Annotated in this window: 11 protein-coding genes; 5 read left to right on the top strand and 6 right to left on the bottom strand. The window is 68.2% G+C overall.

What is annotated here, in order from left to right:
- Window positions 1-17 precede the first annotated feature (17 nt).
- From glcE to EWM63_RS00575, 5 genes are read left to right on the top strand one after another with little or no spacing between them, the layout of a single operon-like run.
- The gene (glcE, locus tag EWM63_RS00595; protein WP_130184822.1) at window positions 18-1,109 is read left to right on the top strand and encodes a glycolate oxidase subunit GlcE; all 1,092 of its coding nucleotides are present in this window, start codon (window positions 18-20) and stop codon (window positions 1,107-1,109) included.
- Between the two features lie 2 nt (window positions 1,110-1,111).
- On the top strand, window positions 1,112-2,410 hold the full coding sequence (glcF, locus tag EWM63_RS00590) for a glycolate oxidase subunit GlcF (RefSeq protein ID WP_130184821.1): 1,299 nt from the start codon (window positions 1,112-1,114) through the stop codon (window positions 2,408-2,410).
- Window positions 2,397-3,200, top strand: a complete 804-nt coding sequence (locus EWM63_RS00585) for a (Fe-S)-binding protein (protein ID WP_130184820.1) — start codon at window positions 2,397-2,399, stop codon at window positions 3,198-3,200. The genes glcF and EWM63_RS00585 overlap by 14 nt, the downstream gene beginning before the upstream one ends.
- Window positions 3,200-3,880: a LutC/YkgG family protein gene (locus tag EWM63_RS00580; RefSeq protein ID WP_130190086.1), complete on the top strand. Its 681-nt coding sequence runs from the start codon at window positions 3,200-3,202 to the stop codon at window positions 3,878-3,880. Before EWM63_RS00585 ends, EWM63_RS00580 begins: the two co-directional genes overlap by 1 nt.
- A complete protein-coding gene (locus tag EWM63_RS00575; RefSeq protein ID WP_130184819.1) occupies window positions 3,877-5,322 on the top strand; it encodes a LutB/LldF family L-lactate oxidation iron-sulfur protein in 1,446 nt (481 codons plus the stop codon). The genes EWM63_RS00580 and EWM63_RS00575 overlap by 4 nt, the downstream gene beginning before the upstream one ends.
- A gap of 39 nt (window positions 5,323-5,361) precedes the next feature.
- On the opposite strand, the gene EWM63_RS00570 is transcribed toward EWM63_RS00575, so the two are convergent.
- The 6 genes from EWM63_RS00570 to EWM63_RS00545 form a co-directional block, all read right to left on the bottom strand.
- Window positions 5,362-6,009 (bottom strand): NUDIX hydrolase, encoded by a 648-nt coding sequence (locus EWM63_RS00570; RefSeq protein ID WP_130184818.1) that lies wholly within the window; start codon window positions 6,007-6,009, stop codon window positions 5,362-5,364.
- Between the two features lie 97 nt (window positions 6,010-6,106).
- On the bottom strand, window positions 6,107-6,895 hold the full coding sequence (locus EWM63_RS00565; protein ID WP_130184817.1) for a ThuA domain-containing protein: 789 nt from the start codon (window positions 6,893-6,895) through the stop codon (window positions 6,107-6,109).
- A 10-nt stretch (window positions 6,896-6,905) separates the two neighbouring features.
- Window positions 6,906-7,820 (bottom strand): alpha/beta hydrolase, encoded by a 915-nt coding sequence (locus tag EWM63_RS00560; protein ID WP_130184816.1) that lies wholly within the window; start codon window positions 7,818-7,820, stop codon window positions 6,906-6,908.
- Window positions 7,821-7,822: 2 nt separating this feature from the next.
- Complete coding sequence (locus EWM63_RS00555; RefSeq protein WP_130184815.1) at window positions 7,823-10,843, bottom strand: glycosyl hydrolase family 28-related protein; 3,021 nt, start codon at window positions 10,841-10,843, stop codon at window positions 7,823-7,825.
- Window positions 10,844-10,882: 39 nt separating this feature from the next.
- Complete coding sequence (locus EWM63_RS00550) at window positions 10,883-12,202, bottom strand: gluconate:H+ symporter (protein ID WP_130184814.1); 1,320 nt, start codon at window positions 12,200-12,202, stop codon at window positions 10,883-10,885.
- A gap of 16 nt (window positions 12,203-12,218) precedes the next feature.
- Window positions 12,219-15,299 carry a TonB-dependent receptor plug domain-containing protein gene (locus EWM63_RS00545; RefSeq protein WP_130184813.1) on the bottom strand — a complete coding sequence of 1,027 codons (3,081 nt, stop codon included), beginning with the start codon at window positions 15,297-15,299 and terminating at the stop codon, window positions 12,219-12,221.
- Between the last annotated feature and the right edge of the window lie 25 nt (window positions 15,300-15,324).

Genomic DNA, 15,324 nt, shown 5'->3' with positions numbered 1-15,324 from the left:
AGCGAGGAGACAGGAACATGGACGATACGCTGGAACCATTGCGCGCGGCATTCCGCGAGCGCGTGCTGGCCGCGGGCCGCGACGGGGTGCCGCTGCGCATCCGCGGTGGCGGCAGCAAGGACTGGTACGGGCGCGCACCGGAAGGCGCGGTGCTCGACACCACGGGCTACCGCGGCATCACCGGCTACGAGCCCACCGAACTGGTGGTCACCGCGCGCTGCGGCACGCCGCTGCGCGAGATCGAAGCGGCGCTGGCGGAACACGGGCAGATGCTGGCGTTCGAACCGCCGCATTTCGGCGAGGGCGCCACTATCGGCGGCGTCGTGGCCAGCGGGCTGGCCGGGCCGCGCCGGCAGGCCGCCGGCGCCGTGCGCGATTTCGTGCTGGGCGTGACCCTGATGAACGGGCAGGGCAACGTATTGCGCTTCGGCGGCCAGGTGATGAAGAACGTGGCCGGCTACGACGTATCGCGCCTGATGGCCGGATCGCTCGGTACGCTGGGACTGATCCTCGACGTGTCGCTGAAAGTGCTGCCCCGTCCCGCGGCGGAGGCCACGCTGCGACTGGCGCTGGACCAGGAAACCGCGCTGCAGCGCGTGAACGCCTGGGCCGGGCAACCGATGCCGGTGTCCGCCAGCGCCTGGCACGATGGCCTGCTGACGGTGCGCCTGTCCGGCGCCGGCGCGGCGGTGGCCGCGGCGATGGCACGTATCGGTGGCGAGGCGCTGCCCGCCGGAACGGCCACGGCGTTCTGGCACGACGTGCGCGAGCAGCGCCATCCGTTCTTTGCGGACGCCGCCGCCGCGCCGCTGTGGCGGCTGGCGGTGCCTACCGTGGCGCCGGTGCTGGCCCCCGGGCAGGAGGACGGCGGGACGCAACTGATCGAGTGGGGCGGCGGGCAACGCTGGCTGCGCTCGCACGAGACGCCGCAGGCCATCCGCGCGCTGGCGGCACGCCATGGCGGCCATGCCACCCTGTACCGCGGCACCGCGCGGCACGACGTGTTTCAACCGCTGGCACCCGCGATCCATGCGATCCACCGCAACCTGAAAAACGCTTTCGACCCGGCCGGCATCTTTAACCCGGGCCGCATGTACGAGGACCTTTGACCATGCAGACCAATCTTGCTCCCCAATACCAGGGCACGCCGGAAGGCCAGGAAGCGGAAGCGATCCTGCGCAGTTGCGTGCATTGCGGCTTTTGCACGGCCACCTGTCCCACCTATCAATTGCTGGGCGACGAACTCGATGGCCCGCGCGGGCGCATCTACCTGATCAAGCAGGTGCTGGAAGGCGCCGAAGCGGGACCGGGCACGCAGCTGCACCTGGACCGTTGCCTCACATGCCGCAACTGCGAGACCACGTGCCCGTCCGGCGTGCAGTATGGCCGGCTGCTCGATATCGGCCGCGGCATCGTCGAACGGCAGGTGCCGCGCCCGGCCGCGCAACGGGCCGCCCGCACGCTGCTGCGCGAAGTGCTGCCGCGCGGCTGGATCTTCAAGCCGGCCATGAAGGCGGGCCAGTTGCTGCGCCCCGTGCTGCCAGCGGCGCTGCGCGGCAAGGTGGCGCGCGCCACGCCGCCGGGCCGGTGGCCGACAGCCAGCCATGCGCGCAAGATGCTGCTGCTCGACGGCTGCGTGCAGCCGGCGATGGCGCCGAACATCAATGCCGCCACGGCGCGCGTGCTCGATGCGCTGGGCATCGAACTCGTCATGGCGCCGAAAGCCGGGTGCTGCGGTGCCATCCGCTACCACCTGAATGACCAGGAGGGCGGGCTGGACGACATGCGCCGCAATATCGATGCATGGTGGCCGGCGGTCGAGGAGGGCGCCGAAGCGATCGTCATGACGTCGTCGGGCTGCGGCGTCACCGTCAAGGATTACGGCCACCTGCTGCGCCACGATGCCGCCTACGCGGCGAAAGCCGCCCGCATCGCGATGCTGACGCGGGACATCAGTGAAATCCTGTGCGATTTCGAGGATGCGCTGGCAGCCCGCATCGACAGCGTTCACGCCCGGTCGGTGGCATTCCACCCGCCCTGCACGCTGCAGCACGGGCAGCAGATCCGCGGCAAGGTCGAGGGCCTGCTGCGCGCGGTGGGCGTGGACGTGCGGCTGTGCGCGGACAGCCACCTGTGCTGCGGCTCGTCCGGCACGTATTCGCTGCTGCAGCCGGAGCTGTCCGGCCAGCTGCGCGAGCGCAAGCTGGCGGCGCTGCACGCCACCGACGCCGAGGAGATCGTGTCCGCCAACATCGGTTGCCAGAGCCACCTGCAAGGCGGCACCGGCACGCCGGTGGGGCACTGGATCGAATTGCTGGACCGCTTGCTGCAACAGTCGTCGCAACCGTCGCAGGACCAGGCGCGGCGTCGGTCGCAGGCGCCGGGCGGGAGGCCGCATGCAGCCGCGTGACCCGATGCCCATGTCAGCCGCCACGGCGGCCGTGACGGATGTCTACCTTTTCGGCACGTGCGTCATCGACCTGTTCATGCCACGGGCCGGCCTCGATGCCGTGCGCCTGCTCGAACGCGAGGGTGTCGTCGTGCATTACCCGCGCGGCCAGAGCTGCTGCGGCCAGCCCGCCTGGAGCAGCGGCAACCCGGCGCACGCGCGCGAGGTGGCGCTGGCGCAGATGGCCCTGTTCCCGCACGACTGGCCGGTGATCGTGCCGTCCGGTTCCTGCGCGGGCATGATGCGCCACCACTGGCCGGAACTGTTCGCTGCCGATCCGGTGCTCGCGGAGCAGGCTCGCCGGCTCGCCGGGCGGGTCCATGAACTGAGCGAATTCCTGCTGAACGTGCTGCGCGTGCGCTATCCCGCGCAGGCGCAGGCCGACGAGGACGTGGTGCTGCACACGTCGTGCGGGGCGCGGCGCGAGATGGGCACGCGTGCCCACTGCGTGGCACTCGTCGATGGCCTGCCCGGCGTGCGGCGGCTGGAGCACGCGCGCGAATCCGAGTGCTGCGGTTTTGGCGGCACGTTCTGCCTGAAGCATCCGGACATTTCCGGCGCCATGGTGACCGACAAGGTCGCCGCCGCCTGCGCCACCGGCGCGCGGCGCGTCGTTTCCGCCGATTGCGGCTGCCTGCTCAATATCGGCCACGCCGCCAGGGCACAGGAGGCACCGCTCGAGGTGGAGCACATGGCCAGCTTCCTGTGGCGCCGTGCGAACGGCCTGGCTGCCGGGGAGGAGGGCGCATGATGCATGCCCGCGAACGCATGCTGGGCCGGCTGCGCGCCGCCGCGCCGGCGCCAGTGCAAGATGCCCTCACGGTGCTCGACAGTCGGATCGCCGCGCACCATGCCCACGCGCAGCCGGAGCCCGGTCAACTGGCCGATGCGCTGGAAGCTGCGCTGCGCGCCGCGCGTGCCGAGGTATTCCGGGCCGGCATCGACGAATGGCCGTCACTGCTTGCGGACAGGCTGGCGCACCATGGCGTGAAGCGCCTGCTGCTCGACTGCGAAAGCCCCGAAGGCGCGGCACTGGCCCGTGCACTGCCGGCGCAGGTGGAAACGCTGCCGTTCCGCGGCCCGCTGGAGACGTGGAAGCCGGAACTGTTCGGCACCGTCGATGCGGGTTTCACGGTGGCGCGGTCGGGCATAGCCGCCACCGGTACGCTGGTCCTAGCGCCGGATGCGGGCACGCCGCGCACCGTTTCGCTGGTGCCGCCGCTGCACGTCGCGCTGGTCCATGCCGAGTCGCTGCACGCCACGCTGTTCGATGCCGCCCTGGCCGAGCGCTGGCGCGATGGCATGCCCACGAACCTGGTGCTGGCGTCGGGGCCGTCGAAAACGTCGGACATCCAGCAAACGCTGGCCTTCGGCGCGCACGGGCCGCGCTGGATGTGGGTCGTGATCGTTACCGGAAGGAGGCAGGCATGAGCGTTCAATCGATGCATTTCGTCGCGCCGGAGGATTTCCATGGCAGGGCCCGCGCCGCGCTGGACGATCCGAAGCTGCGCGCGAGCTTTCGTGGCGCGATGGATTTCCTGCAAGCGAAACGGCGCACGCAATTCCCCGATGCGGAGGAACTGGAACGCCTGCGCGACCTGGGCGAAGCGATCCGCCGGCATGCGCTGGCCAACCTGCCGCAACTGCTCGTGCAGCTCGAGGAAAAGCTGACGGCGGCCGGCGTGCACGTGCACTGGGCCGAGACGGGCGAGGAAGCCAACGCGATCATCGCCGGCATCGCGCACGCGCGTGGCGCCCGCCGGGTCATCAAGGGCAAGTCGATGGCCAGCGAAGAGATCGAGCTGAATCACTACCTGGGCGAGCGGGGCATCGCTTGCATCGAATCGGACATGGGCGAATACATCGTGCAGATCGCGGGCGAGAAGCCGTCGCACATCGTCATGCCGGCGATCCACAAGACGCGCGAGGATATCGGCGCATTGTTCGCGCGGCACATCCCTGAAACGCCCTACAGCGACGACGTCGACACGCTGATCCAGACCGGCCGCCGGGCCTTGCGCACGGCGTTCGCCGAGGCCGACATCGGCGTGTCGGGCGTCAACTTCGCCGCCGCCGACACAGGCACGCTGTGGCTGGTGGAAAACGAGGGCAATGGCCGGCTGTCGACCACGGTGCCCGACGTGCACATCGCCATCATGGGCATGGAGAAGGTGGTGGCAAAGCTCGAGCACATCGTGCCGCTGGCCAGCCTGCTGACCCGGTCGGCCACAGGGCAGCCGATCACCACGTATTGCAACCTGATCTCGGGCCCGCGCCGTGCCGGCGAGCTCGATGGTCCACGCGAACTGCACCTGGTCTTGCTGGACAACGGCCGCACGCAGGCCTATGCCGACGAGCAGTTGCGCGCCACGCTGCAGTGCATCCGTTGCGGCGCCTGCATGAACCACTGTCCCGTCTACGGGCGCATCGGCGGCCATGCGTATGGCACGACCTATCCCGGGCCGATCGGCAAGATCATCTCGCCGCACCTGCTGGGACTGGAAGCGACGGCCGACCTGGCCACCGCCTCGAGCCTGTGCGGCGCGTGCGGGGAAGTGTGTCCCGTGCGCATTCCGATCCCGGCGCTGCTGGTGCGCCTGCGCACCGAGGCGAACCGCGATCCGCGCGAGCAGGTGGCGCATCCCCTCAAGGGGCAGGGGGCGAAATTCAGCCGTGGCGACCGGCTGGTGTGGCGGTTCTGGAGCGGCGCGTTTTCCCATCCGTCCGCCTACCGGGCGTTCCGCGCGGCAGCCACGCGCCTGCGCGCGCTGACGCCTTCCGCACAGATGGGCTGGACCCGGCACCGCACGCCTTTGACACCGGCACCGCGCAGCCTGGCCGACATGCTGCGGGAGCGGAACCAGCCGGAGTGAGTCAGCGCGCGGTGTGCCGGCCGTGGAATCCGGCGGTGTTCAGCGCCGCTGCGCGTCGAACCACTCGCGCAGCGCCTTGATGACGGGAAAGTCGTTGTGGTGGCTCGCCACGCGTTCCAGCTGCGTCAGCGGCACCAGGTGCACGGCCTGCGTTTCCCAGCCCATCGCGGCCGGCGTGCCGCCGAGGCGGCGGGCGATGTAGTAGCGCGTGTAGGTCAGCGTGCGGCGCGAGTCGGCCAGGAAGGCCACGAGCTGCACGTGCAATCCCGCTTCCTCGAAGGCTTCGCGGATCGCCGTGCAATGCAGCCCGGCGCCGGAGTCGGCGCGGCCTTTCGGGAACGTGGCGCTGTAGCCGCCGAAACGGTTCGACGGCGCGACGAGCCATACGCGCCCGTCATCCTCGACGACAACGGCGCCGGCCGCGGCGGACATGCCTTCCGGTGGCACGAACGGCGGCTCTTCCAGCAGCGCGCGGTCGGCCAGTGCCGCCCACCCATCGGCCGTGTCCGGCGCCGTCGTCCAGGGCGCCAGCGGGATCCCGTTCAGGGCGTCGGGCAGCGGGCCGTTCGGTACCACGGTGGCAAGGCGGGCCGGCTCCTGCCACGAAGCGGGCGCGGTCGGCACGGTGGGAATGCGGATGACGACGGGATTGCCTTCGTCGTCGGGGCAGGGGTGCAGTGGGGGCATCGGGCAGGGGGTAAGGTCGTCTCCGGAGGTGGGATAGTAGCAAAAACGATTGATGAAAGGAAAATAATAACGAACGACGATGCCGCTTGCGGACCGATTACGGCCTGGCCGCCTGACCCTTGCCCGCCTGACCCTTACCGGTGACTGCCCAGTAGATCCCGCCCATCAGGTGCCCCAGGTACTGCGGATCGCGGTACATCTCGCCGTTGTGCCCGAGCGTGGTGACGAACACGCGGCCCTTTTCCACCTGGTGGTACCAAGCGATCGGGTGGTCCGGGCCCATGCCCTGCACGGATTGCCCCGGCCAGATCTTCGTCGGGTCGTAGCTGGCTTCGTCCACGCCCAGCACGGTGTTGATCTTCACGTTGTACGGATTGGTGGTCACGTAGAACTCGTCGCTCCAGATCCACCGGTCGGGCAGGCCGAACGTGGCGGGGAAGGCCTTGTCGACGACGGTGACGACGCCCGTCTGCAGCATCGGATGGGGCCCCACGCTGCGGCCCACCAGCTTCTCGTACCACACCCACCCGTTCGGCGGCGTGATCGCCGCGCGATGCACGACGATGGCGTTGCCGCCGCCGCGCATGTACTGCTCGAAGTTCGCGCGCTGCGCCGGGTTCAGTTCCTCGCCCGGCGTGTTCAGGAACATCACGGCGCCATATTGTTTCAGGTCGCCGTCGAACACGGCGGGCTTGTTCGTGTACGTAAACTCGAACGCATGCAGTTTCGCCAGGCGTTCCAGGCTGTCGCGGGCGATCGGGATGTATTCGTAGTGGTACTTGCCGGGCATGGCCAGCACGAGCAGCTTGAACTGGCTGTCGGCATGGCTGGTGCCGGCGGCGGCCAGCGCGAGCGCCGCCGCCAGGGTCTTCAATACAGGGGGCATGGTGTTCCTTTCATGGTGCGGGCACGCCTTCGGGCGCGCGGTCGCCTCGACGGGGCACCAGCCAGCCGCCGTCGGCCAGCCAGTCCGCCAGCCGGTCGGGCCAGTGCTGCAGCGAGATGCGCTCGCCGCGCTGGCCCACGTTGAAGGCATGGTCGGTGTCGGCATACAGGTGCAGCTCGGCCGACACGCCGGCGGCCACCAGTTGCTGGTACAGCGCGATCGTGGGCGGCATGCAGCACGTATCGCGCGAACCGGCCACCAGGAAGGCCGGCGGCGCCCCCTTGACGGCCTTTGCCGGTACGCCCAGCGGGCCCGGGTAGACCAGCACCTGGAAGTCCGGCCGGGCACTGGCGCGGTCGATGGCATCGCGCGCCACGAAGCCGGCCGGCTCGGGATTGTCGGCCACGAGCGAAACCAGTTCGCCGCCCGCCGAAAAGCCCATTACGCCGACACGTCCCGGATCGACGCCGTAGTCCGCGGCATGGGTTCGCACCCAGCGCACGGCGCGCCGCAGGTCGGCCGCGCCGTCGCCTTCGATGGAATACGTGGACCCTTCATCGCGCGCCAGCCGGTATTTCAGGACGAACGCGGTGACGCCGGCACGGTTCAGGTTCTTCGCCGCGGCCACGCCTTCGTTCTGGAATACGAGCATGCGGTGCCCGCCGCCAGGCACCACGACGACGGCGGCACCGTTCGCATGCCGCGGATCGGCGCGCAGCACCGTCAGCGACGGATCGTGCACGTTGCTGAAGTAGACGCCATCCTTCACGGTCTCCGGCTCGCCGTGCCGTTTTTCGGCGCCCGGCGCGCCATTCGGCCACAGCGGGAAAGAACCCTGCTGGGCCAGCGCGCTGGCGGGGGCCAATGTGCCGGCCAATGCGCAGGCGAGCGCCAGCAGAAGAGGGGAGAAGAGCTTCGGTACCATCGTCAGATCCGCGTCGAGTACAGACTGTGGTGCGTGAGGATGTACAGCGTGCGCCGGTCCGCGCCGCCGAAGATCAGCTGCAGCGGGCGTTCCGGCACGTCGATGCGGCCCGTCTGCCTGCCATCCTTGCCGTACACGAATACCTGCCCGTTGGCGACGTACACATTGCCTGCGCCATCCACCGCCGCGCTTTCGCCGCCCCGGTCGGCCACCTGCTTCAGGTCCTTCAGCGCGCCGCCGGCAGCGATGACACCGCTGAAGGTGCGGTTTTCGGAACCGTTTGTGAACACCACGCGTTCGCCGACGCGGCCGGCAACGAAGCCATGCGTGTTCAGCGCATCGGACCAGCGCCAGCCCAGGTGGTCGGCCGGTCCCTGGCGCAGCACGCGGTAAGCCGGCAGCGCCAGCGAACCGTCCGGCGACACGTATTCCTGCGCCTTCGGCAGGGCCACGTCGCGGGCGAACATCTCGGCCAGCGTGGTGAACTCGTACGTTTCCGGGTTCAGCTGGTCGCGGAACTCGCCGTTCTGCCAGAAGTTGACGGGCACCGCCACGCGCGCCGCCGGCCGGCTGGCGACTGGCGTCGGCTTGATCATCGTGACGTCGAGTCCGGGCGCCCCGGGATTGAACGAGTACACGGACGCCTGCGGTCCGAACGATGACTGCACCATCACGTTGCCGCTGCCGTCGATCGCCAGGTTGACGGGATCGAGCGCGGCGTCGCGCACCGTTTCCAGCCCCCGGTCCTCGCTATAGGCGTGGATGCGGCGCCAGTGGCGGTCGACGAAGTACAGCTTGCCCTGGGCATCCACGGCGGCGCCGGCGATCGACCAGAAGCCGGTCTCCAGTTTTTCCACCTTGCCCTGCGCGGGCGGCGCTTCCTTCTGGGTGCCGGTGTAGTCGAGTACTGCGAATTCGCGCTCGCGCACGTCGATGCGGTTCGTCACGTCGCGGATCGCGTTTTCATACGGGTATTTCGATGCGCGCAGGTAGGTCGTGCAGCCATTGTCGTCGCACGTGGAAAAGCCGCTCTCGCCATTGACGTGCACGTTGCGGAAGCGGATGTCGGATGAATTCGAGATCGTCACCGCGGCCGGCATGGGTTTCAGCGACCGCGTGACGCGGTAGCCATGGTAGTTCGCGAACAGCAGGTTCTTCGAATTGCGGATCTCGAGCGAGACCGCGTCCATGCCGTCGCGCACTTCTTCCTCAGTCTGCGGCGCGAGGAATTCCCAGTTTTCCACGCCGTCGAGCACGATTTCGGCGCGCACGTGGTGCTCGGCCGACAGTTCGTACACGTGGCCCGGCGTCTTCGTGTTGGTGACGTAGAAGCCGGCCTGCGCATAGCCGCTCGGCGACCAGATGCCGGAGAACGTGCCGCCGCCGCCATCGGTCACCCACACGCTGGGGTACTGGCGGTCCCAGTGCGCCGTGGTGTCGAACTTCGCATCCTTCTTGTACGGGTCGGCGCGGCTGCCGTCGTACAGGCGCGTGCCGTGGCCGCCCTGGATGCGCACGTCGTCCACCAGCGAGCGCTCGCCGGCACGCCACAGCAGCGCGACGGCGCGCTGGTTCACTTCACCCGTGGCCAGGCCGATGCCCGAGACGATGGCATCGCCGCCACGCGCGCTTTCCACCAGCGCGACCGGGCTGCCGGCACCCTGGTACTTCGGCGAGCCGTTCTGGATCAGCAGCTGCGTCAGGCCCGGGTGCAGGCCGACCAGCACCGTGTCGGGCTTCAGGCGGATCGTGTCGCTGACCACGTAGAAGCCCAGCGGGAGGTACACCACGCGGTGGCTGTCGATGGCTTTCTGGAGCGCCGCCGTGTCGTCGGTGGTGCCGTTGCCCGCGGCGCCCAGCGTCTTCACGTTGACCCAGTCCTTCGATGGCGGCAGTAGGCGCAGCGCGCGCTCGCGGGCCGGCACGGCCGCGGACAGCGTCGTGGCCTTGTAGTTCGTGGCGAACTTGCCCGGTTCGCCGAGCTTGTCGACCGTGAGGCCGTAGTTGAATTCGTCGACACGGTAGTTGCGGCCCTTGCCTTCGACGGCCTTGCCGCTGTCGCGGAAGCGGGCGAACACGGGGACATTGCTGGCGACGGCGTTCTCGAAGCCTACCTGCGTGTACACATTGTTTTCGTTGCTGACGATGAGCGCGGCCTTCGACACGTTCTCGAAGCGCACGTCCTTGCCCCACAGCCAGTCGCCATACCCGCGGTTGATTTCCACGCCGACGGGTGTGTTGCGGATGTCGACGTTGACCATCGTCAGGCCAGCCTCGTGCTCGCGGATCGCCGCGTCGCGCTGGCCTTCGAACGTGGAATCCATCAGCGTGAACTGCCACGCCGGCGACGTCTTCTCGGCCAGGATGCCGTAGCGGCCGCCGTAGAAGCGCAGGTTGTAGGCGACATTACCGACGTGGTATACGCCGGCCAGGCCGGAGCCGATGTGGAAGTCGATGTGCGACAGGTTCGAGTGCTGCGCCGTGTGCATGCGCACCGCGGCGGCGGCCGGATTGCCCGCGCCGATCTCGAAGTCCACGTTCGACAGCGCCGAGTAGAACGTCGACGAATTGGCGTCGCGCACTGGCTTGTTCTTCGGGTCGAACGGCACGGCGCTCGGCACCGGCATCGGCACCTTGCCCACGCGGTACTGGTCGCCGCCGGTGAAGATCACCATGTTTGCCACGCCTTTCTGGAAGCCGGGCGTCTTCGGCGCCAGCACGAACACTGGGCGGGTGGGGCCCACGCCATACAGGCGCACCGCCAGCGGAATCGTCAGCGTGCGCGTCAGCCGGTAACGGCCGGACGGCAGGAAGACGATGCCGCCCTGTTCATCGTTCGCCGCCTTGTCGAGGGCGGCCTGGATCGCCGCCGTGTCGTCCGTCGTGCCGTCGCCTTTCGCCTTGGCGACGATGGCGCGCGCATCTTCCGGCATCACCTGGTATGCGGACGTGGACGCGGCCTGCGCCGCCGATGCCGCCAGCGCGGCGGCAAGGGTGGTGGTCAATATGAGCTGGGTCTTCAATGCATGTCTCCTGTTGTTGTTTGTAGCAATGTTGATTCGTCAACCGACCGCCGCCGAGAGCAGCAGCACGAACAGCAGCCCGAACGTGCCGACCAGCGTTTCCATCAGCGTCCACGAACGGAACGTGTCCCGCAGCGACAGCCCGAAGTATTCCTTGAACATCCAGAATCCCGAGTCGTTCACGTGGCTGCACATCAGGCTTCCGGCGCCGACGGCGAGCACCATCAGGTTCGGGTCGACGCCCGTGCTGTGCACGAGCGGTTCGACGATGCCCGCGGCCGTCACGCCGGCCACCGTGGCCGAGCCGAGGCAGATGCGGATCAGCGTGGCGACCAGCCAGCCCAGCACCAGCGGCGGCACCGGCGTGTCCGCCAGCAGCGCGCCGAGCTGGGCGCCCACGCCCGTTTCGACGAGTACCTGCTTGAGCGCGCCGGCACCGGCGATGATCAGCAGGATCGGAGCGATCTCGCGCATCGCCTCGGCCGGCCCCTGCATCACGCGGGCCAGCTTCCAGCCGCGCGCCAGCCCGAGCGTGACGATGGCCACCGCGTACGACAGCAGCATCACGATCAAGGGGTTGGACAGCACGGCCAGCGATGGCGCCAGCGCCGGCCGGGCCATCGTCAGCAACGTCGTCGCGCCCAGCAGCACCACGGGCAGCAGCGCCGTGGCGAAGCTGTTGAACACCCCGGGCAGCTCGCTTTCCGGTACCTCGGCACTGCGGAAGATCTGCGCCGGCTCGCCACGGATGCGCTTGAGCGTCGTGGCGAATACGGGGCCGGAGAGGATCAGCGTGGGAATCGCCACGATCAGGCCATACAGCAGCGTGGTGCCCATGTCCGCATGGACGGCCGCGACCAGCGCCACGGGAGAAGGGTGGGGCGGCAGGAAGCCGTGGGCGATCGACAGCCCGGCCAGCACGGGAATCGCCAGCGCCACCGCCGGTCGCCCGGACTGGTACACCAGCGAGAAGATCAGCGGTACCAGCAACACGAAGCCGACGTTGTAGTACAGCGGAATGCCGACGACAAAGCCTGTGATCGTCAGCGCCACGGGCAACCGGCGTGGCCCTAGCGATGCGATCAGGCAGGTGGCGATGCGCCGCGCGGCGCCGCTGTCGGCGATCAGCTTGCCGAACACGGCGCCCAGGCAGATGATCACCACCAGTGAGCCGAGCAGGTCGCCGATGCCTTTCTCGATCATCCCCGGGATGCGCGCCGGCGGCACGCCCAGCAGCAGGGCCGCCACCAGCGCGGCCACCACGAAGGCCAGCAGCGGCTGCACCTTGCCCCAGGCGATCATCACCGTCAGCAGGGTGACCGCGGCTAGCACGGACAGCAGGTTAAGGACAGGATCCATGCGTCCGCGCCGCCGGTCAGTAGGTGCCGCGCAGGCCGATGCGGTAGGTGCGGCCCACCACGTCGTACAGCGTGGGGTTGATCGCAAAGCTGGCGTTGGCCTGCGGCGCCGGTTCCGGATCGCGGTCAGCCAGGTTGTCGATCTTGAAGTACACCTGCAGCTGCTTGTTGAAGTTGTAGCTGCCGCCGAAGTCCACGTAGGTCGCGCCCTTCATCTTGTTGTTGTAGATCGTCGGGTGGATGATCGTCGACGTCGGGCAGTTCGTCTGGCACTCAATGAACTCGTTGTTGTACACGCCATCGGAGAACCAGCGCTCGCTGAGCGTGAAGCTCATCTTGTCGTTCTCCCACGTCTGCTGCGCCAGCACCTTCCACTTCGGCGTGCCGCCCAGGTTGACGCCCGCGCCCTCGGCCGGAATGGTGCCGACCACGCCGGTGTCGGTGATGAAGTTCAGCGTGCGCGTCGCCAGGCCACGCACCGTGAAGCGGCCCGGCAGGTTCAGCTTCGTCAGGTTGGTGCGATAGGCGGCTTCGATATCCACGCCCTTCGTTTCCAGCGAGGCGAGATTGAAGTTCTGCAGCGTGACCGAATTGTTGCCCGGGCTGTTCAGCACCAGCGCGCCGCAAATTTCCTGGTTGCCGGCCACGCACAGGTCCACTTCCTGCTGGGCGGTCAGCGCCGAGACCACGTCGGTGACCTTGATGTCGAAGTAATCGACGGACGCCGAGAAGCCCGGTGCCCACGAAGGCTGCGACAGGATGATGCCGAACGAATTGTTGCGCGCCACTTCCGGCCGCAGGTTCGTGTTGCCCACGGTGCGCTGCTGCACGGAGATCGTGTTGCCCTGGTATTGCACGACGTTGTTGATGACCACGGGGGCCGCGAACAGCTCGGAAAGGTTGGGGGCGCGTACGTCCTTCGACGTGACCGCGCGCAGCCTCAGGCCGTCGACCGGGGTTTGCCACGTGGCGCCCGCCTTCCACGTGTTCACGCTGCCCGCCGTGCTGTATTTCATCGGCCGGTCGGCCAGGTTCAGGTTGATCTCGCCCCACGTGTCGGACTTCAGCAGCGGCATGTTCAGTTCCACGTACGCTTCGCGCACGCTGTAGCTGCCATCGCCGTTGTGGTAATTGCCGGCGTACCAGTTGTTGCCCACCGCGGTGTTCAGCAGCGGGTCGGCCGGGTAGGCGGACGTGTTCGGTGACAGTTCATCCACGCCGGCGCCATACGCGTCGCCGCGTACCTGGTATTTCTCGCGGCGGTATTCCGCGCCGAACGCCATCAGGATGGGACCGGCCCAGCCTTCGAATGCCTCGCCGTTCATGTTGAAGCTGGCCACGTCCTGGCTTTGCGTGGTGTACTGGCGCGGGCCGTTCAGCGGCGCGATATAGGCCCATGCGCCCGGCGAGATCGGGTTGTTGCCGATGATGTTGACCGGCACGCAGCCCGATGCGGCGGCGACCGGATTGCGGCATGCGATGCCGCCGTTCGGCAGGCGCACGGCGTCGATCGCCGCGTTATAGCGCGCGTTCAGCGTGATGTCGTGCACGTTGATGTTGGTGGTGTTCTCGCCGCGCGTCACGTAGGCGTCGTACGACCATTCCTTGCCGAACAGGGGGATCTTGCCGTCCGCGCCGATCACGAAGCGGCGCTGCGTGCGCGTCGGGTGCACGTTGATGTTGGCCGGGAAGTTCGCGTTGGCTGTGCCGTACTGGAAGCTCGTGATGTTGTTGGCCGCGCATGCCGCCTGGATGGAGGCCGGCACGAATGCGTTGTCGCACTGGATCGTCAGGTTGGCGTTCTTGGCCGCGCCCGGGTTGGGGGAGAAGTGCGACTTCACCTGGGCCCAGTTCATGGTGAAGTAGATCTCGTTGTCCGCATTCAGGTCCCACGACACGCGGGTGTAGGCCACCTTGCGCTTCAGGTCCATCGCCAGGTTCGTGCCGGCTCCCACGCTGCCGGACAGGTCGCCGCCGATACAGAACGGGTTGACGCAATTGGTGACGGCGCCGGTGCCGGTGGGCACCCCGCCGGAACCATACTGGAACTGGTAGGGCACGCCGCCCTGGCCGAACGCGGTCCCTTGCAGCGGGCCGTTGGTGATCAGGCCATACTTTGCATACTGGAATTGCTGCGCATGGTCGATCACCGTGTACTGCGGCCGGCCGTCGGTTGTCTGGCTCAGCGGACGGATCTGGTAGGCGGTGTTCTTGAACCACGTGCGCCCGTTCGGGCCCACTTCGCCGAAGCCCGGCGAATCGATGCCATTTTCCTTCATGAATTCGCCGGACAGCGTGACGTGCAGGCGGTCGCCCGCGAAGCTGCTGCCCCATGCCGCCTGCAGGGTGCCGTGTTCATCGTCGTGGTACTTTGTCTGGCCGCCTTCGGCGTTGAACTTGAAGCCCTTGAATTTCTTGTCGGTGATGAAGTTGACCGCACCGCCGACCGCATCCGAACCATACGAGGCGGAGGCGCCGCCCGTCACCACGTCGACGCGCTTGACGAGCAGTTGCGGGAACTGGGAGACGTCGGTGACGCCGGTGACGTTGGCACCCACCACGCGCTGGCCGTCGAGCAAGGTCAGCGTGCGGATCGTGCCGAGGCCGCGCAGGCTCAGCGAGCTCAGTCCCTGGATGCCGCTGCTGGTGCTGTTGGTGCTGGTGGTGCGGCCCGTGCTGCCTTGCAGGGCGGGCAGTTCGGCCAGTGTGTTGAACAGGTTCGGCTTGGCGGCCCGCTCCAGGTCCGCCGTCGACAGGCTCGTGGTCGGCGTGGGTTGCGTGAAGCCGCGGGCGGCGATGCGGGTGCCGGATATCTGCACGACGGTGGTGGGAGCGGCGGCCGCTTCGGCCGGAGCGCCTGCTGGCGTGCTCGCCTGCGCGTTTGCTTGCGGACTCTCTTGCGTGCTGTCTGGCGTTCTTGCCTGCGTATTCTCCGGCGTTGGCGTTGGTGCCTGGGCCGCATCGCCGGCCGGGTTCGCGGGTGTATTCGTGCCGCTGGCGGGGGCGCCGGCCTGCTGGGCGTAGCCCGGCACGGCCAGCAGCGCGCAGGCGCTGGCCACGGCGAGATTGATCAGGGTTTTCTGGGTTGGTGTGCGCATGCTTGTCTCCACTTTTCTGATGAGC

Source organism: Pseudoduganella lutea (assembly GCF_004209755.1).
Taxonomy (GTDB): domain Bacteria; phylum Pseudomonadota; class Gammaproteobacteria; order Burkholderiales; family Burkholderiaceae_D; genus Rugamonas; species Rugamonas lutea.
The sequence above is the reverse complement of the archived record's forward strand: the minus strand, read 5'-3'. Positions and strand labels throughout refer to the sequence as shown.

What these genes read in the sequence shown, in the direction of transcription:
- glcE (WP_130184822.1), top strand. Translation starts at nt 18, where the DNA reads ATGGACGATACGCTGGAACCATTGCGCGCGGCATTCCGCGAGCGCGTG.
- EWM63_RS00585 (WP_130184820.1), top strand. Translation starts at nt 2,397, where the DNA reads ATGCAGCCGCGTGACCCGATGCCCATGTCAGCCGCCACGGCGGCCGTG.
- EWM63_RS00565 (WP_130184817.1), bottom strand. Translation starts at nt 6,895, where the DNA reads ATGCCCCCTGTATTGAAGACCCTGGCGGCGGCGCTCGCGCTGGCCGCC.
- EWM63_RS00545 (WP_130184813.1), bottom strand. Translation starts at nt 15,299, where the DNA reads ATGCGCACACCAACCCAGAAAACCCTGATCAATCTCGCCGTGGCCAGC.
- EWM63_RS00560 (WP_130184816.1), bottom strand. Translation starts at nt 7,820, where the DNA reads ATGGTACCGAAGCTCTTCTCCCCTCTTCTGCTGGCGCTCGCCTGCGCA.
- EWM63_RS00580 (WP_130190086.1), top strand. Translation starts at nt 3,200, where the DNA reads ATGCATGCCCGCGAACGCATGCTGGGCCGGCTGCGCGCCGCCGCGCCG.
- EWM63_RS00575 (WP_130184819.1), top strand. Translation starts at nt 3,877, where the DNA reads ATGAGCGTTCAATCGATGCATTTCGTCGCGCCGGAGGATTTCCATGGC.
- glcF (WP_130184821.1), top strand. Translation starts at nt 1,112, where the DNA reads ATGCAGACCAATCTTGCTCCCCAATACCAGGGCACGCCGGAAGGCCAG.
- EWM63_RS00550 (WP_130184814.1), bottom strand. Translation starts at nt 12,202, where the DNA reads ATGGATCCTGTCCTTAACCTGCTGTCCGTGCTAGCCGCGGTCACCCTG.
- EWM63_RS00570 (WP_130184818.1), bottom strand. Translation starts at nt 6,009, where the DNA reads ATGCCCCCACTGCACCCCTGCCCCGACGACGAAGGCAATCCCGTCGTC.